23 protein-coding genes are annotated in these 22,602 nt (G+C 36.9%); 20 read left to right on the top strand and 3 right to left on the bottom strand.

The features are described 5' to 3' along the window. Window positions 1-91: 91 nt before the first annotated feature. The 12 genes from I583_RS14130 to I583_RS14075 all read left to right on the top strand — a co-directional run bounded on the left by I583_RS14130 (window position 92) and on the right by I583_RS14075 (window position 10,954). Window positions 92-586 carry a peptidylprolyl isomerase gene (locus I583_RS14130; protein ID WP_010762097.1) on the top strand — a complete coding sequence of 165 codons (495 nt, stop codon included), beginning with the start codon at window positions 92-94 and terminating at the stop codon, window positions 584-586. Between the two features lie 79 nt (window positions 587-665). Then, a complete protein-coding gene (locus I583_RS14125) occupies window positions 666-1,748 on the top strand; it encodes a hypothetical protein (RefSeq protein WP_010762096.1) in 1,083 nt (360 codons plus the stop codon). A gap of 16 nt (window positions 1,749-1,764) precedes the next feature. Next, the gene (locus I583_RS14120; RefSeq protein ID WP_010762095.1) at window positions 1,765-2,682 is read left to right on the top strand and encodes a hypothetical protein; all 918 of its coding nucleotides are present in this window, start codon (window positions 1,765-1,767) and stop codon (window positions 2,680-2,682) included. A gap of 17 nt (window positions 2,683-2,699) precedes the next feature. Continuing rightward, window positions 2,700-3,620 (top strand): hypothetical protein, encoded by a 921-nt coding sequence (locus I583_RS14115; RefSeq protein ID WP_010762094.1) that lies wholly within the window; start codon window positions 2,700-2,702, stop codon window positions 3,618-3,620. Between the two features lie 43 nt (window positions 3,621-3,663). Continuing rightward, entirely contained in the window at window positions 3,664-4,245 is a 582-nt protein-coding gene (locus tag I583_RS14110; protein WP_010762093.1) for a hypothetical protein, read from the top strand. Window positions 4,246-4,247: 2 nt separating this feature from the next. Continuing rightward, entirely contained in the window at window positions 4,248-5,030 is a 783-nt protein-coding gene (locus I583_RS14105; protein WP_010762092.1) for a hypothetical protein, read from the top strand. A 4-nt stretch (window positions 5,031-5,034) separates the two neighbouring features. Next, complete coding sequence (locus I583_RS14100; RefSeq protein ID WP_010762091.1) at window positions 5,035-7,611, top strand: phage tail tip lysozyme; 2,577 nt, start codon at window positions 5,035-5,037, stop codon at window positions 7,609-7,611. 5 nt (window positions 7,612-7,616) lie between these two features. After that, window positions 7,617-8,273 (top strand): hypothetical protein, encoded by a 657-nt coding sequence (locus I583_RS14095; protein ID WP_010762090.1) that lies wholly within the window; start codon window positions 7,617-7,619, stop codon window positions 8,271-8,273. Between the two features lie 4 nt (window positions 8,274-8,277). Then, window positions 8,278-8,469 (top strand): hypothetical protein, encoded by a 192-nt coding sequence (locus tag I583_RS14090; protein WP_010762089.1) that lies wholly within the window; start codon window positions 8,278-8,280, stop codon window positions 8,467-8,469. Next, window positions 8,459-8,935, top strand: coding sequence for a hypothetical protein (locus I583_RS14085; RefSeq protein WP_010762088.1), 477 nt, complete (start codon window positions 8,459-8,461; stop codon window positions 8,933-8,935). Before I583_RS14090 ends, I583_RS14085 begins: the two co-directional genes overlap by 11 nt. Further along, window positions 8,928-10,100: a hypothetical protein gene (locus I583_RS14080; RefSeq protein WP_010762087.1), complete on the top strand. Its 1,173-nt coding sequence runs from the start codon at window positions 8,928-8,930 to the stop codon at window positions 10,098-10,100. The genes I583_RS14085 and I583_RS14080 overlap by 8 nt, the downstream gene beginning before the upstream one ends. Window positions 10,101-10,342: 242 nt before the next feature. Beyond that, window positions 10,343-10,954, top strand: coding sequence for an ImmA/IrrE family metallo-endopeptidase (locus tag I583_RS14075; RefSeq protein ID WP_010762086.1), 612 nt, complete (start codon window positions 10,343-10,345; stop codon window positions 10,952-10,954). A gap of 109 nt (window positions 10,955-11,063) precedes the next feature. On the opposite strand, the gene I583_RS14070 is transcribed toward I583_RS14075, so the two are convergent. Then, on the bottom strand, window positions 11,064-12,695 hold the full coding sequence (locus tag I583_RS14070) for an ABC-F family ATP-binding cassette domain-containing protein (RefSeq protein ID WP_010762085.1): 1,632 nt from the start codon (window positions 12,693-12,695) through the stop codon (window positions 11,064-11,066). Window positions 12,696-12,959: 264 nt separating this feature from the next. On the opposite strand from I583_RS14070, the gene I583_RS14065 reads away from it, so the two are divergent. The 6 genes from I583_RS14065 to I583_RS14040 all read left to right on the top strand — a co-directional run bounded on the left by I583_RS14065 (window position 12,960) and on the right by I583_RS14040 (window position 20,171). Beyond that, on the top strand, window positions 12,960-15,857 hold the full coding sequence (locus tag I583_RS14065; RefSeq protein WP_010762084.1) for a sigma-54-dependent transcriptional regulator: 2,898 nt from the start codon (window positions 12,960-12,962) through the stop codon (window positions 15,855-15,857). 256 nt (window positions 15,858-16,113) lie between these two features. Then, the gene (locus I583_RS14060; protein ID WP_010762083.1) at window positions 16,114-16,608 is read left to right on the top strand and encodes a PTS sugar transporter subunit IIB; all 495 of its coding nucleotides are present in this window, start codon (window positions 16,114-16,116) and stop codon (window positions 16,606-16,608) included. 284 nt (window positions 16,609-16,892) lie between these two features. Further along, window positions 16,893-17,891, top strand: coding sequence for a mannose/fructose/sorbose PTS transporter subunit IIA (locus I583_RS14055; protein ID WP_010762082.1), 999 nt, complete (start codon window positions 16,893-16,895; stop codon window positions 17,889-17,891). Window positions 17,892-17,924: 33 nt separating this feature from the next. Further along, window positions 17,925-18,731 carry a PTS mannose/fructose/sorbose transporter subunit IIC gene (locus tag I583_RS14050; RefSeq protein ID WP_010762081.1) on the top strand — a complete coding sequence of 269 codons (807 nt, stop codon included), beginning with the start codon at window positions 17,925-17,927 and terminating at the stop codon, window positions 18,729-18,731. Window positions 18,732-18,753: 22 nt separating this feature from the next. Next, on the top strand, window positions 18,754-19,665 hold the full coding sequence (locus I583_RS14045; protein ID WP_010762080.1) for a PTS system mannose/fructose/sorbose family transporter subunit IID: 912 nt from the start codon (window positions 18,754-18,756) through the stop codon (window positions 19,663-19,665). Window positions 19,666-19,793: 128 nt separating this feature from the next. Beyond that, window positions 19,794-20,171, top strand: coding sequence for a DUF956 family protein (locus I583_RS14040; protein WP_010762079.1), 378 nt, complete (start codon window positions 19,794-19,796; stop codon window positions 20,169-20,171). A 100-nt stretch (window positions 20,172-20,271) separates the two neighbouring features. Here the strand turns inward: I583_RS14040 and I583_RS14035 are convergent, their stop codons facing one another. Further along, entirely contained in the window at window positions 20,272-21,084 is an 813-nt protein-coding gene (locus I583_RS14035) for a DUF1129 domain-containing protein (RefSeq protein ID WP_010762078.1), read from the bottom strand. Then, window positions 21,081-21,410 (bottom strand): PadR family transcriptional regulator, encoded by a 330-nt coding sequence (locus tag I583_RS14030; RefSeq protein ID WP_010762077.1) that lies wholly within the window; start codon window positions 21,408-21,410, stop codon window positions 21,081-21,083. Before I583_RS14030 ends, I583_RS14035 begins: the two co-directional genes overlap by 4 nt. Window positions 21,411-21,651: 241 nt before the next feature. Between I583_RS14030 and I583_RS14025 the strand changes: the two genes are divergently transcribed. Then, complete coding sequence (locus tag I583_RS14025; protein WP_010762076.1) at window positions 21,652-22,179, top strand: HdeD family acid-resistance protein; 528 nt, start codon at window positions 21,652-21,654, stop codon at window positions 22,177-22,179. 18 nt (window positions 22,180-22,197) lie between these two features. Further along, complete coding sequence (locus I583_RS14020) at window positions 22,198-22,599, top strand: hypothetical protein (RefSeq protein WP_010762075.1); 402 nt, start codon at window positions 22,198-22,200, stop codon at window positions 22,597-22,599. Window positions 22,600-22,602: the final 3 nt, after the last annotated feature.

Genomic DNA, 22,602 nt, shown 5'->3' with positions numbered 1-22,602 from the left:
TTAAATGATATTGCTAGAAAAAGAATTTATTCTATATAAAATCTGTGTTAAACTAAAATTGGACGTTATTTATTACATTAGGAGGAAAATAATGAAAAAGATAGTTTTATCATTGCTAGTAGTGGGTGTAACCATGAGTCTTGCAGGTTGTGGTTCTAACAAAAGCTCAGAGGAAAAATCAACAGATTCTTCTATAGAACAAACAACAGAAGATACAGCAGCAAAAGAAGCTGAAAAGATGAATCAAATAGCAGAAAACTTAGAGGATCAGGGTGTAGAAATTAAATCTTATGGTAACTATTTAAGCTTTATTAGAGAAAAGGGTATAGACTATGATTATTTTGAGGTAACATTTGTATTTGCTTCAAGTGAAAGAAGAGTTATTCAGGTTAGACTGACACTTAAGGGAAATATTGATGGGAAAGAAAAAGAGGATTTGATTTATGAAGTAAGTAAAGGCAGAATGGTAGAATCATCGGGAGATAATACAGACATTGATGCTTTGGCAGAAGTTCTAAAAAGTATAGATTGCTCTGATAAAGACTTAGTAGAATTCGCCCAATGGTATCATTATGATAATAAATAAATTGATAAAAAAGAACAAGAGCTAGACTAAGCTCTTGTTCTTTTTTATACATTCAATCCAATCAAAGAAAGGAGAAACCATGACAATTTTAAACAGAAAATACATCCAATTCAACGACCTTGTGATCGATAACTACGAAATGCTGCAATCAGCGGATCTAAGCGGTGGTTTTAAAACCAACACAACAGAATACAGCTTCGGTCATGGAAGCTACGCCAATTTTAAAGCCAAGCAACAATTTTCTCTGGAGCAATCACTAAGCATGACGCTAAAACTCGATACGCGAAAATTGAGTTGTGATCAAAAGAAATTTTACAAAGACTATGTCTTCATGAACATCGTCAAAGCAGGCAAATTATGGGCCATTGAAGGTGAACAACTTTTATGGACGAATGCCTTTATCAAAGATTTCAGTGAATCCTATTCAATGGAACGACACGTTGTCAATATTGATATCGATCTTGTCTTATACGAAGGAATTTGGCATAAAGCAGACACGAAAAAAGTTTTCTTAAAACCATATACAGCGTGTAATTTTATGGAATGTTTAGATTTTCAGGAAGTCGATGAGTGCCAAGACTGTTGTATTTCATGTAGTCAAACCAAACATGAACCTTGTTCAAAATGCGTTTGTGAATGTGAATTTCTAACTGGGGATAATTCACTTTGTGAACTGAAAAAAGAAGTTGCGAATGCTTTTTATAGTCAATGTGGTGATACGTATCAAATCATCTATAACTGCGAGGCTGGGAAAAAGATTTGGTCTGAAGAAAAAATGCTTGGACATAAAATCTGTAAGGCTGAACCGTGCAAAGATATTATTGCAGGACAATTTTATAGCGACACGATCATGGATAGTGACAAGCTCACCATCACGTTGATCGGAGCGATGAAAGATCCGGTGATTACCTTGAATGGTAACACAATGCAAATTTTAGGCGAATATAACGGTAAGTTGACCTTGACGGCTAGCGGTGAGATTTATTATCTCGAAGATCAGTGCTGTTCAGAAAAAGCCATCAACATCAATCAATTAGTGATACCAAGTGGCAGTACATTTGGTTTCAGTGTTCATCATGGAACGAACGGCATCATCGTCGAAACAAATAATTGCTGTGAAATGACCTGTGTGTACGTCAAAGTTGACAGATTAACGATTTAAAAAAGGAGGGAAATACATGTCTGATTATTGTACAGCTTGCGGCGCTCTAAAAGAATATGCACCGAATTTTGTGAAGAATGGCATCACAGATAAAGAATGTAAAAGCCTACAAAAAGATACGGGCTTCAACCCAGGTTTGAAAGAATTGCACAAAAATTGTGAAGACCTTAATGATATGTTGGATTGCTTACTCAATTCGTTACAAGATAAATTGCCGGCTTACAGTGTTTGCGATTGGAAAGCGTATATGAAAGAACTAACGAACAATCTATACACGATTCAAAAAGCCATGATTTGTAGTGAATGCGGACAATGGATAAAGGTACATGAAATAGAAGACTCAATCAATAAATTATGGGCAAAAATGGCGAAAGTCGAAGCCGCTTTAGATGCATTAGCTGCCCAAAAATGGGAAGTTGATGTGCGACGTTTAGTGCAATCTGAAGTCCCGGAATTAAAGATTCACATTGATCGATCAGGATATTTTGAATTTAACTGGACCGATTGGGATATGAACGGTTCTGTTATCACTAATCCAATGGGACGAGGAAAACTTACAGGAACGATCAACTTTGGCATGGCTCAAGAAAATGGGATGAATGCGAAATGGCAAGTTAGAAGTGTGACCTTGGATACTGTGACGTACCAATCGTTGAAGGTTAGAAGTTTAGAATTCATTATTAAATTTTATGTACCAACAATTTCAGGTGGAACGCTGGAATATGAGCGTGCTCATGATAGCTTGGAGACTTTCACTGATAAGATCAATAAAACGATCCCAATCAATTTAAAAGGAGTTTTAGACTCTGGACAAAATAGCGGCTGGTTGCAGATTTTTACCTTTAAAGATCAAGGAAAAGTGTTAAGCAGTATTGTGGATGGACAAGTTCGATTTTCCAATAAAAATCTGACATCCGTTCCACCTTATATTTAGAAAAGGAGATGAAAAGAATGGCTGATTATTGTACAGCATGTGACAATTTAAAAGACTATGCAGCGAATTTTATCATAAATGGTATTACAGAAAAAGAATGCAATAGCTTGAAGAAAGATACGGGGTTAAATCCTGATCTAGACGTTCTTCACACCAACTGTGAGGATTTAAACGATCTTAACGACTGTCTGCTTGGGGCTTTAAAAGCTACTTTAGCAGATCAGAGTGTATGTGATTGGAAAGAATTTATGGATCAATTAATGACCAACCTACAATTGATGAATAAAGCAATGGTTTGCAGTGACTGTGGGCAATGGCTCAAAATTCATGAACTGGAAGACTCTATCAATAAATTATGGGCAAAAATGGCAAAAGTCGAGGCAGCTTTAGATGCTCTAGCTGCTCAAAATTGGGAAGTAAATGCTACTTACACAATTGATTATTCCACGCCAGAAATGAGTGTTTCGATTGATAGAAGTACAGGAAATTTTGTTTTTAACTGGACAGATTGGCTAAATAGTTCCTACACTACAAGATTGGGGCGAGGCCGCGTGACGGGTAAGGTCAATTTTGGGATGGGACAAGAAAGTAGTTTAACTGCGAAATGGCAAGTACGCAGTGTAACAGTGAATGACTGTACATATAAGTCGGAACATGTTAGTGCTGTGAATGAATTTGTGATCAACCTATATGTTAAAAGTGATAAAGAAGCCCGCATATTTCAGGTGAAACATAACACGACAGAGGATAGGAATTGGGCAATCAATCAAACGATCAATATCGGGATGAAAGGTGTTCTTCCACCTGGAGGCGACAGTGGTTGGATTCAATTTCTTGAAGTCTTTAACGATAGTATATCAAGCCCACTGGATGATCGTGCGAATGTGAAAATTCAGTTTGCTAATAAAAATAAAGCACCCGTTTCGCCATATGTATAGAGATTTGATGCTATGAAAGAGGAAGAAGAGAGGATGAAAGAAAATGACAGATTGCCAAGCGTGCGAAGAATTAAAAACAACGAGCCCAGAATTTGTTTTACATGGGATTAGAGAAAAAGAGTGTAAAAGCCTACAGAAAAACACAGGATTGAATCCTAAATTACCCCTATTACACAATAACTGTCAAGATTTAAATAACATGAATGATTGTTTATTAGGCTATTTAGGAGAAGAATTACCAGCAGTTGATATGTGTGATATTAAAGATTTTATTCTGGATTTTTTAAATAATCAACGATTGATGAACAAAGCATTGATCTGTTCTGATTGCGGACAGTGGGATTTGATTGAGAAAATGCTGGATGCATTATTGAAAATCATCGAAAAATTAAAAGAAATCGGTGTTTGGGAAGGCGGTCTTGAAGGTGGTTTTATCCCTGGTAAAGGGATTGCTGGTGGGAATATCAATTTATTTGGTGGGTCTCCTGATGGTGCTCACTACATTAGAACAAATAATAAATCAACTGAAAATGATTTGGCTGGCGGAATCAATACAGCATTGTTGAAACAGTTGAAAGCTGAATTGAAAGAAGAACTAAAAGTAGAATTAAGAGAAGGTGAGTAATTATGGCGGAAAAGAAATATGCTCCGATTCGAGGAAGCTGGGGACATGATCCTGGTGTTCCAGGAGATGTTTATATCGCTGGGGCGCCGACAGCAGCACAGTTTCAAGCGATGCCGGGAAATCCGCCAGGGTTTCCTAAAACAAGTGGGCATGGGGAAGGGATTACGGCTGAAAATGTTAATGGTAATCTGTATAGATTGCGGCTCTCATTGGTAGCTTATGGAACTAGAGCAACAACAGGGATCTATACACCCTATGTTTATGCAGGAAATTTAGCAACAGAGTATGACTGGCAGCTGATCGTGGCTAAAACATCTGTGCAGACAGAAGATCCAGCGAGTGCATCATATACGCATGCATTTACTGAAACGTTGAAACAAAGATATTATGGAACGCAGCCTTTATATGCGATGGATGGCTGGAACAATCCCCATTCTCCTAATAGTTCTGGAGGAACATGGTACAACGATGTTACAAGAAATACATTTGATGCAACAGGGATTACTTGGCTGAAAATAACTATTTATGGGGACGATACATTTCCCCTTGAATATAGCTATATCCGATTTAAAGATATCATTGCTGACTACCGACCGATGGCGATTCGAAAAAAGGGTACTTGGAAGTCTCTTGATAACGCAGGTGGGTTTTGGCAGATTCGAAAATCAGGTAAATGGGTCGATGTTCCAAAAACGTTATTCAGCGATGATGGGAAACCAAATAAAAGTGCCAATCAAATTCGCAAAGGCGGAACATGGAAAGCACAAAGTAAAATAGGGGGGTAAATAGATGTCAAGCATTGAAACAGCAATTAATTGGATGGATCAACGCAAAGGAAAAGTATCCTACAGTCAAGGGGCTAGGTTAGGTCCAAATAGCTATGATTGTAGTTCAGCTGTTTATTATGCCTTGATTGCAGCTGGCGTATTTACTGTCGGCACAATGGGAAATACAGATACTCTATTTGGACATCTCGAAGGCATTGGATGGCAGCAAGTAAGTAATCCACAGCGGGGAGATGTTTTTATATGGGGCGTAAGAGGCGCTTCTGGTGGTGATGAGGGGCATGCAGGAATATTTGTTGATAATACCTCTATTATTCATTGTAATGCGTTTGCTAATGGAATCTCAATCGACAATCACGCCTCCAGACTTAGTTATAATGGTAATCCGCCAACGACTTTTTACCGCAATCCCAAAGGTTCTAGCGGTTCCACTCCTGCACCAGAAATAACGTCAGAAGAAGAACGGAGAGCTTGGTCGATTGCACAGTTGCTAAATAAATCTGGCTATAATATGATTTCGATCGCTGGTTTATTGGGAAATATCGATGTTGAAACAGGTGGATCAATGAATCCTGACACAGATCAATCTCATGGCGGACCAGCCTATGGACTCGTTCAATGGGATGGTTCCGCGTATCCATTAGTGGGCAGTCCAACTGCTAGTGGTCGAGAATACGTTCAGCGTTTACTAGCTCATGCAGGGATCAACGGAAACTATACCAGTGTGGAAGTTCAAACCCGTTTGATTGATTGGTGTATGTTCAACGGTCAATGGATCGGTGTTGTTGAGCCTAAATCTGTGGAAGCATTTAAAAATGCTACAGATGTTGAACAAGCGACACTGGCTTTTCTTAAAAATTTTGAACGAGCTGGGACAGAACATTTTCAAAGAAGAGTAGATGCAGCGCAACGTTGGCATCATTTTTTGAATCAATTACCGTCTGATCTAGGCGATTTTGAGACGTTTGAAACAATGACGAATGTAGGTTCATTGGATTTTTTAGGAATCAAAGATGGAGAAATACATGCTTCCGGCTGGCATTTTAGCTCAGATAAAGGAGAAGAATATATCGCATTCATCAATGCTGAAACGGATCAAGAATTAGGGCGTATCAAAGCTACACCAGTTGACCGTCCCGATGTTAAAGAGGCCTATCCAAAAGTGATCGGAGTTGAAAATTCTGGTTTTGAGGTCAAGCTTAAAGTACCTAATGGAACTGCGGTTTATGTCAAAGGAATTCGTACAAATGGAAGTGCAACGGATGAATTGATTTTTGACCAAATCATCATTTTTGAACAAGCATTTGATGTTGAAATCGATCCTTATGCTAAAAGCAATACTAAATTCTTTTTTGAAATATTAGAAGGTGGTAAAGTCATCAAACGAGGGACTAAAATTCTTAACACACTTAGTTGGGGTAATGAATTGATGTATGTGCCGACCACTCAAATCGTTTTGCCGATAGAGTATACCAAATGGATCAATGGTCGTGAGGAGATGAAGCTATATATCAATAAAAAAGTCTTTCATGGAATCGTGACCGCTTATACCTTAGATAAGGAGAATGAAACGTTATCGATCGATTTAGCGCATGTAATTTCTGAATGGGAGTACCGACAAATTTCGACCAATTTAGCTGCTAAAAATCGAACAGTTAATGATATTTATAGCACGCTAGATTTTCGTTATCCAGGCTGGAATGTGAATTATAGACAAGATTCAGCGATGCGTGTGATCGATTATGTCTACAGTCGACAGAATAAATTAGAAGGTTTGACGAAAACGTGTGAGTTGACGCCAGATCTTTTTTGGCGTGTCGGGTTTCATTTTGGCCGTGCGCTGGAAATTGGTTCTTTCGGAGAAAAGAAATCCTACCTATTTTCTACAAAACCAAGTAGCAAGCAAAATATCCGCATCATTGCTGAGCCGACAATTGCTCATAGTTTTGATCATGTTATCAATATTGCCACCGTGTACGGTGAAAAATCAGATTCCGGGATGTCGAGCATGAGTCTTAGAGAAATATATGAAAATAAAGCCAGCCAAGATCCTAAATTTCCAGTCGTGATTTTGAGAAACGGGATCAACAATGAGCGAGGCTATGATTATATTCAGTTTTCAAAATTAGCTCCGAACGGCAATATTGAATATTCAGTGATCGATACAGAGAGTATAGCGTTAGAATCCGCTAAAGTGATTGAAGGAGCTTTTTCATTCAACGATTTAGCCCCATTTAATACAAACGAAGAGACGATCACAGATGAAGATCGAGCTAAAGCGGCTAAAACAGCCTATGATGCAGCAGTAAAAAAATTGAAACAGTCCAGACGTACCTATCAAATCGAATTGACAGTGGAAGAGCTCCCAGAAGAAATCAATGTAGGCGATAAAGTTCGTTTACTTTATGATAATCAATTATTGATGATTGAGGAATGTTCCAATTATATGAAAAAAATCCTACAAATGGATAACTGGTTTTACATTACTAGCATAAACTATTCAATCGATCAAAGTGGTGTAGAAACGAACAGTGTTGTCTTAGAAAAATTCTTAAAAGTAGACAGGGAGAGTGGTCAGTAGTGAAAATGACATATGATTCAGCCTTAAACAAAATGGCTGAACGAATTGCTGATCGGACGAGCGAAAGCAAACAAGGTCAGCTTCAACGACGAAACCAAGTAGTTGATATTTATGGGATGGAGTTTACAAGGCAGGGTGATACCAATCATCCTGCCACTTTTTATATCTCAGTTAGTCCCGATTTGATTTATTACGAGCGGTTTGAATTTAAAATTATTATCCAACCATTTGCTATGCCGATCGGTGCTGGTGGTGCAACGGGTTCCACAGCTGTTCAAGTCAACGAGACAAGTTTAACTGTAAACCAAAGTGCAGTCAGTCCAAATCCTCACCAACATACAACCGTACCTCATAATCATTCGCTAAGTGCAGGTGTCTCTTTATTTACCAGTAGCGTATCTGATTTTGAAGTTTGGATCGAAGGCATCGATGTTACTCCTTATTTGAAAGCGCAATATAATGGGGCATGGATTGATGGAGAAGGTGTTTTTCCTGTTAAAGGATTGTCTAACTATGATTTACTCAAAGCGGTTGGGTTTATGCCGACTTGGCAACGAGGAGCGATTTTGACACCAGGTTATAAAAAAGTAGAGCTGAAAGGGACTGGGGTTTTCAATGCAACTTTAGTGAATTATTTGAAATATTCCCATGTGAACAGGTGAGGATATGAATAAATATGAGCAGCAAGCGCAAAAGATGAAGAGTCATTTACAACAACATCCTAAAGATTATCAAACGGTCATCAGTCTTTTTAAAGTCGAAAGTGACTCGATTTTCTATGAACAACAAAAAAGTAAACATCTCATGTTAAGAGAAATCGCAAAATATCAGAGAAAAGAGGATGAATATGGAAAATAAACATTCAACAGATGGTATCGCAGAAGATCTAATTAGGAGCTTTGTTCAAATTGCAAGTACTGAAATGCATGCTAAAACCTTATTGGAAAAAAGAGTGTCAGAATTAGAAAATGGCTTGATTGATCTAGAAACAGATCTTGAGACACAGCTACAAAAAATTACCGAATATAAAGAAGAAATCACGACTTTAGCTGAATTAAGGCGGACAGATATGCTCTATCTTTTTGACTTATATGGAAGTCGCGGTGATAAAGAAAAATGGTGTACCGTAAAACATTTGTCTATTGCAATGATGACAGCATTTGAAGCCTGGCAAGCAAGTAATCAGGATGAAGCATTACTATCAGCAGCCTTAGCTAAAAATAAACTATTTATCAAAGCCTTAACACAATTTTTAGGCGTCGAAGTAACAGAATGCGCAGCATGTTTTGCAGACATTATTAAAGGAGGAAAAAACAATGGTTAAACCAAAAATTTGTAACGATAATGAAAAACAACCGTCTGTTCCGGAGTTTTGTGACTTTGGAGACTGGGAAGTTCCTGTAAACAATTTATCAGAAATCAAACAACCAAATCGTGATCATGCCTATATTTTACCAGATGACTCATTATGGGTACTAACACATGACGGAAAACAATTTACGCCAATTAATAGCGGAGAAGGTGTCGGCAATTCTCGCCCTACGCAAATCAATAATACAGATGGCTATTTAGAATTAAGCGGCAGTGGGACCTATAGTGTTACAGCCAACCTAAACACAGAAAAAGTTATCAAACTAGCCAAAGATCACGTTGAAATACCCAAAATCACGATTGCAACAAATGAAACACCGGGAATCGTAAAACCAGATGGAAAGACTATTACTATCAGTGAGAGCGGAGTACTTTCTTCAGTATTTCCAGAAGCACCTCGAGATGGCCATATGTATGCGCGAAAAGAAGGCAAGTGGGTCAAAAGTTTCGCCTATCCTAACGTGTATTACGAGCTTAAAAGTTTAGAAGATAACCAGCTTACGTTTAGCATAGCTGTAAAAGATGATGTGCAAAATTATAAAGTAATTTTCAATGATGCACAAATTCCTTTGGTCAAGCATGAAACAAGTCTTGAAGGAACACTATTCTTTGACAGAACCAGCAACACACAAATGAAGGTTCAATTTTATTATATAAAAGATGGGATCAATGAATTATTTTACACCCTAGATTTGTTGCCGTTACTTAAGCTGTTGAGGGCTGAAACGAGTGGAAATCCTGAATATGATGATCAGTCAACTACTGTAACGTTTGAAGAAACAAATTATTTCAATATTGTGGATAAAAACGTTATTAAACAAGGGAAAACGGTCTTCTTTAGTGTGAATTTGACGAGTATCAAAGCTTTTTCATTTTCAAGAAATGATAAATTTAAAATTGGAAAAATAGCGAATCCAGAGTTATTCCCAAGATCTAGAGTCGCTGTGAACATGGTGACAGAAAACCCTAGTACAGCAATTTATGCCAATACTGCAATTATTATCGAAAAAAATGGTGATATCATATTGGTCAATACATCGGATGTTGGAATTGGTTCAGCTTATAACTTTCGTGTTGGAAACACTCATTTCATCAATTTGACTTATGTAACAGTATAAAATTGAATGGAAAGTTGAATAAATTTTTGGACGTACATGAGTTAAGGAAGCCTTTTTTAGATTGAATTGTAGCTGATTTTAAAAATTTGATAATCAGGATAGAGACAAAAAAATAGGTCTTAGGTCTGATTACAGAAACATTACAAATGTATTACGATTAGTTTACAAAAAGGAGCGTATAAACGTGAGAATGTGCATTCTACAAAGCACAAGGAGAAAAATAAAAAAAGGTGGGATGGTAGATGTTCAAATATATGAAAGAATATGTTGATTTTTCTGTTAAACTAAATGATTATATTTCAACGTTTATGTTAGATAATGGGATAAGCTGTGAGGAGTATAAGTATTCTCAAATATGGGAGCTGGTACAATCTCAAGGTGTGACGATTAGAGGATTTAAATTTAATGATATCGCAAGTGGGCCGATTGCCGGACTACTCATTCAAGATCGATTAGAAACTACAATTGGATTTAATCAAGAGCTAGATGAAAAAAGTAAAAATTTCGCGATAAGTCATGAGATCATTCATTATTTGTTCCACATGGATGGCAAAAATCAGCTTTTTTTTGATACAGCAAAGAACATGAAGCAATGGCATCATCAGGAACTGCACGAATTTCAAGCAAATATAGGTGCATCTATGATTTTGATTCCAGATAGTGTGTTATTTTACTCATTAGAAAAAGGGTGGAGTATTTCTCAGATATCTACTACTTTTGGACTATCAGAGGAAGCTCTTACTAGTCGTTTGATTTTAATGAGGCAAGCCAATTTAGGGGATTCTTTTAAATCTGCTAAAGTGTATTCAATGGCAAAAGAAGGACATCCGCAGTCCAATTTGCAAATGAATTAGACTATTGATTAAAATAGCCGCAACAGTTGGTTTAAGTTCTTTAAAATAACAAAAAAGCCATAAAGAGGACATAGAGTTTGTTCCATCCTCTTTATAGGCATTTTAAAAATTAATATTCACCAGAAAACAATTCATCTAATTGTTTTTGAACATCCTTATTTTCTAAGAATTCGTCATACGTTGTATCCGCACGATCGACAACACCTTTGTCAGAAACAGCGATGATGCGATTTGCTAATGTTTGAATAAATTGGTGGTCATGTGATGCGAATAAAATTGCACCAGTAAATGCCATTAGTCCATCATTCAAAGCAGTGATTGATTCTAAATCCAAGTGATTCGTTGGATCATCTAGAACAAGCACGTTTGATTTAGACAACATCAATTTAGATAACATCACACGAACTTTTTCGCCCCCTGAAAGCACGTTAACTGATTTCAGTACGTCTTCACCTGAGAATAACATTCTTCCCAAGAATCCACGTAAAAATGTATTGTCATCTTCTTCTTTACTTGCAAATTGACGTAACCAATCTAAAATAGTTAAATTAGTGTCAAAATCTTTGCTGTTATCTTTTGGTAAGTATGCTTGAGTTGTTGTAACACCCCAACGTACGCTACCTGTATCAGGCGTGATTTCACCCATGATTACTTTGAATAAAGTTGTTGTAACGATATCATTATCTGCAATGAATGCCACTTTATCAACATTATTTAAAGAGAATGAGATGTTGTCTAAAATCTTCTTACCATCGATCGTCACAGAGACATTTTCCACGTGAAGTAAATCATTTCCGATTTCTCTATCTGGAGTAAAGCCAACAAACGGATAGCGACGTGAAGATGGTTGAATGTCATCTAATGTGATTTTATCCAACATTTTTTTACGAGAAGTTGCTTGTTTTGATTTCGATGCGTTCGCACTGAAACGAGCGATAAAGTCTTGTAATTCTTTGATTTGTTCTTCTTTTTTTGCGTTAGCATTTGATTGTAATTTTGCCGCTAATTGGCTTGATTCCAACCAGAAATCATAGTTTCCAACATATAATTTGATTTTACCGAAATCAAGATCGGCCATGTGTGTACATACTTTATTTAAAAAGTGACGGTCATGGGAAACGACGATAACAGTATTTTCAAAGTTGATCAAGAATTCTTCTAACCAATTGATTGAACGAGTGTCTAAACCATTGGTCGGCTCATCTAGTAGTAAAACATCAGGTTTACCAAATAGAGATTGAGCAAGCAATACTTTCACTTTTTGACCAGCTGTTAATTCACTCATTTTTTGGTCATGCAAGCTTTCAGGAATGTTCAAGCCTTGTAGTAAAACAGCCGCTTCGGGTTCAGCTTCCCAACCATTCAACTCGGCAAATTCACCTTCAAGCTCAGCTGCTTTGATCCCATCTTCATCAGTGAAATCTTCTTTCATGTAGACAGCATCTTTTTCTTTCATTACTTCGTACAAACGTTTGTGACCCATGATAACCGTTTCTAAAACCGTATTTTCTTCAAAGTCAAAGTGATTTTGTTTCAAAATAGCCAAACGTTCATCAGGGCCTAAAGCAACATTTCCAGTTGTTGGCTGAATATCGCCAGATAAAATCTTTAAGAATGTTGATTTACCGGCACCATTAGCACCAATCAAACCATAACAGTTACCAGGTGTGAATTTAATATTTACATCATCAAAAAGTTTGCGGTCAGAAAATAGCAAACTTACATCATTTACAGTAATCAATTGTTTTCCTCACTTCATATAGAATAGTTAAACCTCTCTGCATTATAGCGAGGAAACCCATATTTTTCAAGGAATTTCAGACTTTTTCAGAAATCCCTTATGGTTTTTACTAAAATGTGAGTCCTTTTTATAAAATCGTTGTTTCATGTGAAACATTTTAATAAAAAGGTTATTAGTGTACTTTTGAATCGATACACTGTATGATACACATAAAATTAGTGTATCATTTATTGATTTCGCTTTTAAATTGGAAGGAGTAATGACATGAAGCGTATAGACCGAATTTATCTTTATGTAAAAGAGCAGACTGAAAATCTCACATCAAGCGATGTCTCTTTAGGAAGCGGTCTGACGACTGAAGATGTTTCCAATGCTTTGGGTATCCAAAGAACAAATGCCAGTAAAGACTTGAATCAGCTTGTTCGGGAAGGGTTATTAGAGAAGACAGAAGGACGTCCAGTTAAGTATGTCGATAAAAGTATTTTTAAATACCAGCCGTTGACGAAACCTGTAAAAAGTTATCGTGAACATAGCTTGCTTGAAGAGCGAAGAACATCTGCGAATCCTATACATAAACCAACTAAAAAATTTGCTGGAGAAGATATTTTTAAAGGAATGATTGGCTCTACTGGCAGCATGAGAACTCCTGTTGAACAAGCTAAAGCCGCAATTCTTTACCCACCAAAAGGATTAAACTGTTTGATTACCGGACCAACTGGATCTGGAAAAACGTATTTTGCTCATGCAATGTTTCAGTTTGCATTGTTGAATCATGTGATCGATCCGGATAAAAAGCTAGTTGTGTTTAACTGTGCCGACTATGCGCACAACCCGGAATTATTGATGTCCCATCTCTTTGGCTATGCTGAAGGCGCATTTACTGGCGCAACTAAAGCGAAAGAAGGGATCATCCATGAAGCAGACGGAAGCATTTTATTTCTTGATGAGGTTCACCGCTTACCACCAGAAGGGCAAGAGATGGTCTTTTATTTTATGGACCATGGAACATATTCAAGATTAGGTGAAACGGTTAAAAATCGCCATGCAGATGTCCGTATTATTTGTGCAACAACTGAAAATCCTACCTCCTCTTTATTAAATACCTTTGTTCGTAGAATTCCGATCATTATTCAGTTGCCGAATTTTATTGATCGACCTGCAAAGGAAAAAATTGATCTGCTGAGAGTGATGATTTCAATGGAAGCTTCACGCATTCAAAGAAAAATTTCTTTATCAGAAGATGTAGTGAAAGCCTTGATCGGCAGTGTTTCTTATGGGAATGTAGGCCAATTGAAATCCAATGTTCAGCTAGTGACAGCCAGAGGCTTTTTAAATCATATCGACCAAGATGAACTGACGATTACGATCGATGAATTAACAGACAGTATCAAAGAAGGCATGATGCAGCTAGCCAGTAATCGCGATGCACTAGCAGAACTATCCAAATATTTGGAGCCACAAATGATTGTTACGCCAAATGAACCTTTAGTAACGATACAGTCAGATTCGTATGAGCTGCCATATAACTTATATGAGATTATTGGTGACAAAGCAGCCTTGCTAAAAGCAGATGGACTAGAACAAGAAGTAATCAACAACTTTATTACAACAGATATTAATGTGCATTTAAAATCTTTTTATAAAGATCATGGGTTTACGTTTGATACTGAAAACAAGTTAGCAGAAATCGTAGATCAACGGATAATCGACGTTACTAAAGAAATCTATACTTTTGCCAAACAAAAATTAAACTATAATTTTCAATCTAATTTTATTTATGCCATGAGTTTACATATAAGTTCATTTTTAAAACGAATTCAAAATGGTGAAGAACGCCAACATCAATTAAATGAAAATATCAAAAACATGGTATTGGACTATCCAGTAGAATTTGAGACTGCACAAGAAATCAAACGCATTATCGAAATCAATTATCAAATGAAGATCCCAGAATTTGAAACCTATTATCTAGCAGTTTTACTGATTTCACTAAGAGAAAATAAAGATGCAGGCCGGATCGGGATCGTCGTTGCAGCTCATGGAAAAAGTACAGCTACAAGTATGGTTCAAGTGGTCTCTCAATTGTTGAATGTTGATAATTTAAGAGCAGTTGACATGCCTCTAGAAATGCAGCCGAAAGAAGCATTGCGCCAAATCGTCAATGTAGTCAAAGAAGTTAATGAAGACAGCGGTGTAATTCTTTTAGTGGATATGGGTTCTTTAGCTACTTTTTCAGATGAAATCACGCGGCAGACAGGAATCGAAGTGCGAACAGTAGATATGGTCACAACGCCAATTGTGTTAGAGACTGCTAGAAAAACGACGTTGATCGATACACAGCTGGACACATTATATGATTCACTGAAAAACTTCCAAGGATATGCTGAAATCCAGCAGGAAAGAGAAATCGATCCCTTGGAAACTTGGAAAAAAAGAGTAATCATCGCAATCTGTGCCTCCGGTGAAGGGACAGCTAAACGGATGAAAGAAATGATTGAAGCCGCTGTTCCGCCGCAATTAGGTTTAGAATTGGAAGTACTACCGTTATCCATTATCGATATGAAAGAGCAGCTCGTTACGATCCAAGAAGAGTATCGTATAATTGCTACGACGGGCATTACTGATCCAAAAATTGCAGCACCGTTTATTCCGATGGAAACCTTTTTCTCAGGTGAAGCTGAATCTGTGATCGATCAGTTATTAACGGCTAGTGACATCTATGTTGAGACACAGGAAATGGATGAACCAATGGCTAAAAAAATCTGTATTGATTACATGGAAGAAAGCTTTACTTTTATCAATCCTAAAAAAATAATTGATCCTTTATGGGAATTTGCAGACATTATCAGAACGAAGCTGGATTTGAAGCTGGATTATTCTTTTTATGTTAATTTAGTTATGCATCTAGCAGGTATGCTAGAGAGAGTGCTACAGCACGATACATTGACGCTTACAGAAGAAGAATTAAGGCAGGTTACAACTGAGCCTAGCTATGAGATTGTAATGGAAGCAGCAATGTATCTAAAACAACTATTCAAAATAGAGTTACCGATAGAAGAAGTCTATTACATTATTCAGCTGATCAAAAATACACAGTTGAATCAAGCCCAAAATACAGAAGATACACTAGAAGAAATACACAAAGAAGATACACTGTTTTAGTGTATCTTCTTTGTGTATTTTCTTAAAAAAAGCCTTAGTTTTTCCTTTATTTTGACAATACACTAATTTTGGCACGAAAATTGCTTTAAATAAATCAATGGATGAAATCTGTCTATTGTTCAATCAATTCATTTGTAATGATTTGGCTGATCCTGCTAGTCGTTATTTTGGCAATAAATGATTAGACATAGTATTTTATTAATAATGAATCAAGAATTTGCATTATAGAGCACCTTGAAGAAGGAGAACAATACACATGATGGATATTCGTTTAGTGCGAATCGATGATCGTCTGATCCATGGACAAGTTGCGACTGTCTGGACCAAAAGCACCAATGTAAACCGAATCTTAGTTATTAGCGATGCAGTTGCACATGATACACTGAGAAAAGCATTGCTCGTACAAGCTGCGCCTCCGGGTGTTAAAGTAAATGTGATTACGGTTGAAAAAATGATCGATATTTTTTCAGATGAACGTTTTGATAGTTTAAAGGTAATGTTGTTGTTTACAAACCCGGAAGATGTAAAGCGTGTGGTAGAAGGCAATGTAGTATTCCATTCTGTCAATATTGGCGGGATGAGTTTTACTAATGGTAAGCGGATGATCACAAATGCTGTTGCGGTTAATAAAGAGGACATCGCAGCATTCAAGTATTTACATGAGCATGGTATTACGTTGGAAATTCGGAAAGTGGTCGCAGACAACAAAGTAGATTTGATGGAATTGCTGAAGAAAGAACAGTTAGTGTGATTCTTTTTCAGCTTCTATATAAATGGCGTGATGGACTGACTTGATGTTAATTGTCGTATCTTATGCATAGAATTGGAAGGAGTGATCCGATCGAGCAAAGTCGGTGTAGGGAGTAATCGTTGAGTAATAGGTAGTCATCAAAAATCATCTGATAGATCGTAAGAAGTAATTGAGAACATACTAAGTAACGCATTTTTTCTTTTTTATATTTTCTAGTTGGTGTTTTCATCTATTGATGATGGTAGTGACAAAGTAGTTGAAAAAAATATAGGAGGTATCAAATTATGGTAGGAATTATTATTGCTAGCCATGGGGAATTTGCTCAAGGCATTTTACAATCCGGTTCCATGATTTTTGGTGAACAGGAAAAAGTACAAGCAGTTGTATTGATGCCTAGTGAAGGCCCAGACGATTTAAAAGCAAAGTTGAAAGAGGCAATTGCAACTTTTGATGAAGAGGACGAAGTATTATTTTTAGTCGATTTATGGGGAGGAACACCGTTTAACCAAGCAAATAGTCTTTTTGAAGAACATAAAGACAAATGGGCGATCGTTAGTGGATTGAACTTACCAATGTTAATTGAAGCTTATGCGTCACGCTTCTCAATGAACTCTGCTCAAGAAATCGCAACACACATTCTTGAAACAGCTAAAGAAGGCGTAAGAATCAAACCAGAAGAGCTAGAACCTGCGGACGCACCGAAAGCTGTTGTGGAAGATGCACAACCTAAAGGAGCATTACCAGAAGGAACAGTTGTCGGCGAAGGCAAAATCAAATACGTTTTAGCGCGTGTCGATTCTCGTTTATTACACGGTCAAGTAGCGACAGCTTGGACAAAATCGGTTTTACCAAATCGAATTATCGTTGTTTCAGATGCTGTTTCTAAAGATGATCTTCGTAAAAAATTGATCGAACAAGCGGCTCCTCCAGGAGTAAAAGCGAATGTTATTCCGATCAGTAAAATGATTGAAATTTCAAAAGACCCACGTTTTGGGAATACAAAAGCATTATTGCTATTTGAAAATCCAGAAGATGTGGTAAAAGTGGTTGAAGCAGGCGTAGATATCAAAGAAGTAAACGTTGGTTCTATGGCACATTCAGTCGGTAAAGTAGTCGTAAGTAAAGTGTTATCCATGGGACCAGAAGATGTTGAAGCTTTTGAGAAATTAGAAGATTTAGGTGTAAAATTTGATGTTCGTAAAGTACCAAATGATTCTAGCGCGAACATGGATGAAATTCTTAAAAAAGCAAAACATGAGTTGGCACAAGCACACTCAAAATAATCCAAAAATTCAAATGAAAATAGGAGGCTTATCATGTCTATTATAACAATTATTTTAGTAATTTTAGTTGCCTTTCTAGCTGGTATGGAAGGAATTCTTGATGAATTCCAATTTCATCAACCGTTAGTGGCATGTACCTTGATCGGTTTAGTAACTGGTAACTTGGAAGCAGGTATCGTTCTTGGTGGAACGTTACAAATGATCGCACTTGGTTGGGCGAACATCGGAGCCGCAGTAGCACCAGATGCGGCATTAGCATCTGTTGCATCAGCAATTATTTTAGTATTAGGCGGACAAGGCGTTAAAGGTGTTCCATCAGCAATTGCGATTGCTGTACCACTTGCAGTAGCAGGTCTTTTCTTAACAATGATCGTTCGTACACTTGCTGTACCGATCGTGCACATGATGGATGCGGCAGCTGAAAAAGGCGATATTAGAAAAATCGAAATGTTACACATTTTAGCAGTATGTATGCAAGGGATCCGTATTGCGATTCCAGCAGCAGCTCTTTTATTCATTCCAGCAGAAACGGTTCAATCAGCATTGGAATCAATGCCAGCATGGTTAACTGAAGGTATGGCAATCGGTGGTGGTATGGTCGTAGCTGTAGGTTACGCATTAGTAATCAACATGATGGCAACAAAAGAAGTATGGCCATTCTTTATCATTGGTTTTGTTGTAGCGGCAATTTCTCAATTAACATTGATCGCACTTGGTGCTTTAGGTGTAGCTTTAGCGTTAATCTACTTGAACCTTTCTAAAATGGGTGGTTCTTCAAATGGTAGCGGCGGTGGAAGCAATACTGGCGATCCACTAGGCGATATCTTGAACGACTATTAAAATAAGAGGAGGAGAAAGAGACATGGCAGAAAAAATTGAATTAACAAAAAAAGATCGTTTAGCCGTTGCATGGCGCTCTACATTCATCCAAGGTTCTTGGAACTATGAACGTATGCAAAATGGTGGTTGGGCATTCTCAATGATCCCAGCGATCAAAAAATTATATAAAACAAAAGAAGATCAATCAGCAGCATTAAAACGTCACTTAGAGTTCTTTAACACGCATCCATACATTGCTTCACCAATTCTAGGGGTAACGTTAGCACTAGAAGAAGAACGTGCCAACGGCGCACCTGTTGATGATGTAGCGATTCAAGGGGTTAAAGTTGGGATGATGGGTCCTTTGGCCGGTGTTGGTGATCCAGTATTCTGGTTTACGATTCGTCCGATGTTAGGTGCTTTGGGTGCTTCTCTTGCAATTGGCGGAAATATCCTTGGCCCAATCATTTTCTTTGTTGCTTGGAACTTAATTCGCTGGGGATTTATGTGGTATACACAAGAATTTGGCTATAAAGCTGGTTCTAAAATCACTGAAGACCTTTCAGGTGGTTTACTACAAGATGTAACAAAAGGTGCTTCGATTCTTGGTATGTTTGTACTGGCAGCGCTCGTACAGCGGTGGGTATCGATCAAGTTTATACCAGTAGTTTCTACAGTTAAATTGGATAAAGGTGCATACGTTGAATGGGATAAACTTCCAATCAATGGCGAAGGTCTACAAAAAGCATTTGAAGAAGTTGGCTCAGGTAAAGCATTATCTGCAATGAAAGTAACAACATTGCAAAATAACTTAGATCAATTGATTCCTGGTTTAGCGGCGTTATTACTTACATTCTTTTGTATGTGGTTATTGAAGAAAAAAGTTTCGCCAATCGTTATCATTCTTGGTTTATTCGTAGTCGGCGTACTTGGCCACGTAATCGGATTATTATAATCTGTCTATGCGTTTTATGCTTGGGATAAAGCCAGTTGGTTTTGTCCCAAGTTTCATTTACATAGCTTAATGGGGTAAAAACACATATAATAGAAAATATAAATCATGGAAGAAACGGAGCAGATAAAATGGTTCAATCGCTGAATACACAAGTAGATTTCATAACGGATGCCACCGCTTTTACAGGACTTACAGATTACGGGAAAATTATGATCGGCGACAAAGGTTTTGAATTTTACAATTCCCGTGACAGCCGAAAATTTGTTCAAATTCCGTGGGAGGAAGTTGATTATGTGATCGCTTCAGTCATGTTTAAAGGGAAATGGATTCCACGCTACGCAATCCAGACTAAGAAAAATGGAACGTTTACGTTTTCGTCTAAGCAGCCTAAAAAAGTGCTTAAGGAAATGCAGGAATATGTAGCACCTGATCATATGGTGCAGTCATTAGGCTTTTTTGATGTAATCAAACGTGCATTTCGTTCGATAGGTAAGAAAAAAGGTTAAATAAAAAAGGAAACCCGCTTTGCGATTATGTAGTGACCCAAAAAATTAGCCTTTTTGGGTCACTACAGTTGGTTCAAAGTGCGTTTCCTTTTTATTTATTTTAGTTTTTTCGAAACTTTTGGTTATCTCTTACAACACCAAGGATACTGACAAGAATAATAACTAGCCAAAGAATAATCTGCAAACCAGTTGAGACAAATAGAGGATTGACTATCCCCAGTAAAACAGCACCTTCCAATACGGCGAAAAATGTTGTGATGTAGATACCTACAGCGTTGTTCATTTTGAAGCGGAATTGGACGACCAGTAAGCTGATTGATAGGATAAACAAGATCGCTGCAAATGCTTGATGAGAGAGCAATACATAGCCGACAATACCATTCATTTTCTTATCAACAATAGGGGTTAAAATACTTACCAGCCAGAAGAACAAAGCCAGGAATGCGAAAAAGATACTTTTTTTCCTGTCGCTTGTAAAAGCTGAGTATTTGATCGAAGTAAGCCCAAATATTGCCGTTACGATTAATAGAATTACAGGTAGCACTGTGTTGAACCAATTTATAGAAACAACTGGTTGTAATAGTAGATCGAATAGATTGTATTGCAGAAGAATCAAGAAAAAGACAAATAAAAATTTACTCCAATATTTCTCAGAGTCATTTGGTAGTTCAGCTAAAATGCTATCGCTGATTTCTTTCGGATTTTTTCCAAAAAAATCTTGTGCAGACGAGCCATTTTTCTGTGCATCTAAAATGTCATGTAAAATTTCTAAGAGAACTTCTTCAGTTTGGTGCTCCTCTTTATTCAAATTTAGTCGGATATAAACAAGAATGTCTTCATAATATTTTTTGTTTTCTGGATTTAGCTGCTTTCTTAGTTCATTGTTTTGTTTGATCATATCTGTTGTTTTCATTTTAAACCCTCGTTTTCTAAAATGTTATTTACGCCTGTTGAGACCAATAACCATTGTTTTTCAAATTGTTGTAAATAGGCTTCGCCAGTGGATGTTAAAGAGTAGTATTTACGCTTCGGACCTTCAGAAGAAGGGTGCATTTCCCCAGTGATCAATTGTTGTTTTTGGAGTTTGAGCAAAATGGGATAAATACTTCCTTCACTGACCATATTCAAACCATACTCTGATAATAGAGTAATCATTTCATAGCCGTAAACTGTTTTTTTTTGAATGATTTTCAAGATACAGCCTTCGAGCAATCCTTTTAGCATTTGGGTCGCGTCCAATAGAGTACCTCCTTCACATATATCTTGTAATACAATATACTAAAAGTTTACTATGTTGTAAAGCAACATAGTTCTGGCGACTAGATCAATTTCTTTTCTTACATTTGAGAGATAAAAGATGATTTTAGAGGATTTATGAGAGATAAATACCTTTTGTTATTTTTAGACCTTTTTTTTTGACCTAAACTTTTTTTAGGAGTACCATAAAATTGTAGAGAGAATGAAGAAGGAGTGGAATAGTATGAATGAAACAAGCAAAAGAGGTATAGACTGGGGTTCATTGATTCTAGGAGTTCTATTTGTTTTAACAGCGTTAGTATCATTTCAAGATCCGGCTGGAAATTTAATTGCAATCGTAATGGTTTTCGCTATATTTGCGATTTTGAAAGGAATCTTTGAAATTTTCGCCCGTAACAGAATGAAGGAATTAACAGGATACAAAGCGTATGCTCCAATTGTTTTAGGTGTAATCGATATTATTATCGGTGTGTATTTCTTATTTAACTTAAATATCGGAGTTGCAGCCTTACCGTTTATATTTGCGATTTGGTTTATCTTAGACTCTGTTTTTGGCTTATTCGCTTTAGATTTAGCGAAATCAGTTAGCACTGGTTACTTCTGGTTTACATTAGTCGTGGATGTTTTGGGTATCATTTTAGGTATAATGTTATTGATGAATCCTTTATCATCTGCACTAACATTAAGTTTTCTAGTTGGATTTTATTTTATGCTTTTTGGTATCACACATATCGTTTACGCATTTAGATAAGACAAGGAGGAACAAGTAATGGCAAATTATGCAGAAAAAGAAGTAAAATTAGTAGAAAAGATTGGTAAAGAAATGGATAAGTTAGACGTGACTCTTGAAAAAATGGAAGATACTGATAGCAAAATCAAACATTTTTTTGAACAAGAAAAAGCGTTACATGAAGTAAAATCAATTATCCGCAAAGAAAACAAGATTGAAAAAGAAGAACAAAAAGCACATGATAAAGCTGTAGAAAATGCTGAAAATTGGATCGATGATCAAGAATCATTAGTTTATCAAATCAATGCTGAAATCGATAAATTAGACTCAACCTTAGGTAAAATCGATAGCGATGAAAATAAAGTGAAAAGCTACTTGGAGCAAAAGAAAGCCATTCATGAAATCAAAAAAATCGTTAAAAAAACTGAAAAATTAGGGTAAATG

This window comes from Enterococcus haemoperoxidus ATCC BAA-382 (genome assembly GCF_000407165.1).
Classification (GTDB): domain Bacteria; phylum Bacillota; class Bacilli; order Lactobacillales; family Enterococcaceae; genus Enterococcus_L; species Enterococcus_L haemoperoxidus.
This window is presented reverse-complemented; position numbering and strand designations above follow the sequence as displayed.

Excerpts from the sequence above, each read along its gene's own strand:
- I583_RS14060 (WP_010762083.1), top strand. The coding sequence starts at position 16,114 with ATGATGGATATTCGTTTAGTGCGAATCGATGATCGTCTGATCCATGGA.
- I583_RS14075 (WP_010762086.1), top strand. The coding sequence starts at position 10,343 with ATGTTCAAATATATGAAAGAATATGTTGATTTTTCTGTTAAACTAAAT.
- I583_RS14090 (WP_010762089.1), top strand. The coding sequence starts at position 8,278 with ATGAATAAATATGAGCAGCAAGCGCAAAAGATGAAGAGTCATTTACAA.
- I583_RS14020 (WP_010762075.1), top strand. The coding sequence starts at position 22,198 with ATGGCAAATTATGCAGAAAAAGAAGTAAAATTAGTAGAAAAGATTGGT.
- I583_RS14100 (WP_010762091.1), top strand. The coding sequence starts at position 5,035 with ATGTCAAGCATTGAAACAGCAATTAATTGGATGGATCAACGCAAAGGA.
- I583_RS14130 (WP_010762097.1), top strand. The coding sequence starts at position 92 with ATGAAAAAGATAGTTTTATCATTGCTAGTAGTGGGTGTAACCATGAGT.
- I583_RS14045 (WP_010762080.1), top strand. The coding sequence starts at position 18,754 with ATGGCAGAAAAAATTGAATTAACAAAAAAAGATCGTTTAGCCGTTGCA.
- I583_RS14110 (WP_010762093.1), top strand. The coding sequence starts at position 3,664 with ATGACAGATTGCCAAGCGTGCGAAGAATTAAAAACAACGAGCCCAGAA.
- I583_RS14050 (WP_010762081.1), top strand. The coding sequence starts at position 17,925 with ATGTCTATTATAACAATTATTTTAGTAATTTTAGTTGCCTTTCTAGCT.
- I583_RS14125 (WP_010762096.1), top strand. The coding sequence starts at position 666 with ATGACAATTTTAAACAGAAAATACATCCAATTCAACGACCTTGTGATC.
- I583_RS14025 (WP_010762076.1), top strand. The coding sequence starts at position 21,652 with ATGAATGAAACAAGCAAAAGAGGTATAGACTGGGGTTCATTGATTCTA.
- I583_RS14105 (WP_010762092.1), top strand. The coding sequence starts at position 4,248 with ATGGCGGAAAAGAAATATGCTCCGATTCGAGGAAGCTGGGGACATGAT.
- I583_RS14080 (WP_010762087.1), top strand. The coding sequence starts at position 8,928 with ATGGTTAAACCAAAAATTTGTAACGATAATGAAAAACAACCGTCTGTT.
- I583_RS14055 (WP_010762082.1), top strand. The coding sequence starts at position 16,893 with ATGGTAGGAATTATTATTGCTAGCCATGGGGAATTTGCTCAAGGCATT.
- I583_RS14095 (WP_010762090.1), top strand. The coding sequence starts at position 7,617 with ATGACATATGATTCAGCCTTAAACAAAATGGCTGAACGAATTGCTGAT.
- I583_RS14040 (WP_010762079.1), top strand. The coding sequence starts at position 19,794 with ATGGTTCAATCGCTGAATACACAAGTAGATTTCATAACGGATGCCACC.
- I583_RS14035 (WP_010762078.1), bottom strand. The coding sequence starts at position 21,084 with ATGAAAACAACAGATATGATCAAACAAAACAATGAACTAAGAAAGCAG.
- I583_RS14120 (WP_010762095.1), top strand. The coding sequence starts at position 1,765 with ATGTCTGATTATTGTACAGCTTGCGGCGCTCTAAAAGAATATGCACCG.
- I583_RS14115 (WP_010762094.1), top strand. The coding sequence starts at position 2,700 with ATGGCTGATTATTGTACAGCATGTGACAATTTAAAAGACTATGCAGCG.
- I583_RS14085 (WP_010762088.1), top strand. The coding sequence starts at position 8,459 with ATGGAAAATAAACATTCAACAGATGGTATCGCAGAAGATCTAATTAGG.
- I583_RS14065 (WP_010762084.1), top strand. The coding sequence starts at position 12,960 with ATGAAGCGTATAGACCGAATTTATCTTTATGTAAAAGAGCAGACTGAA.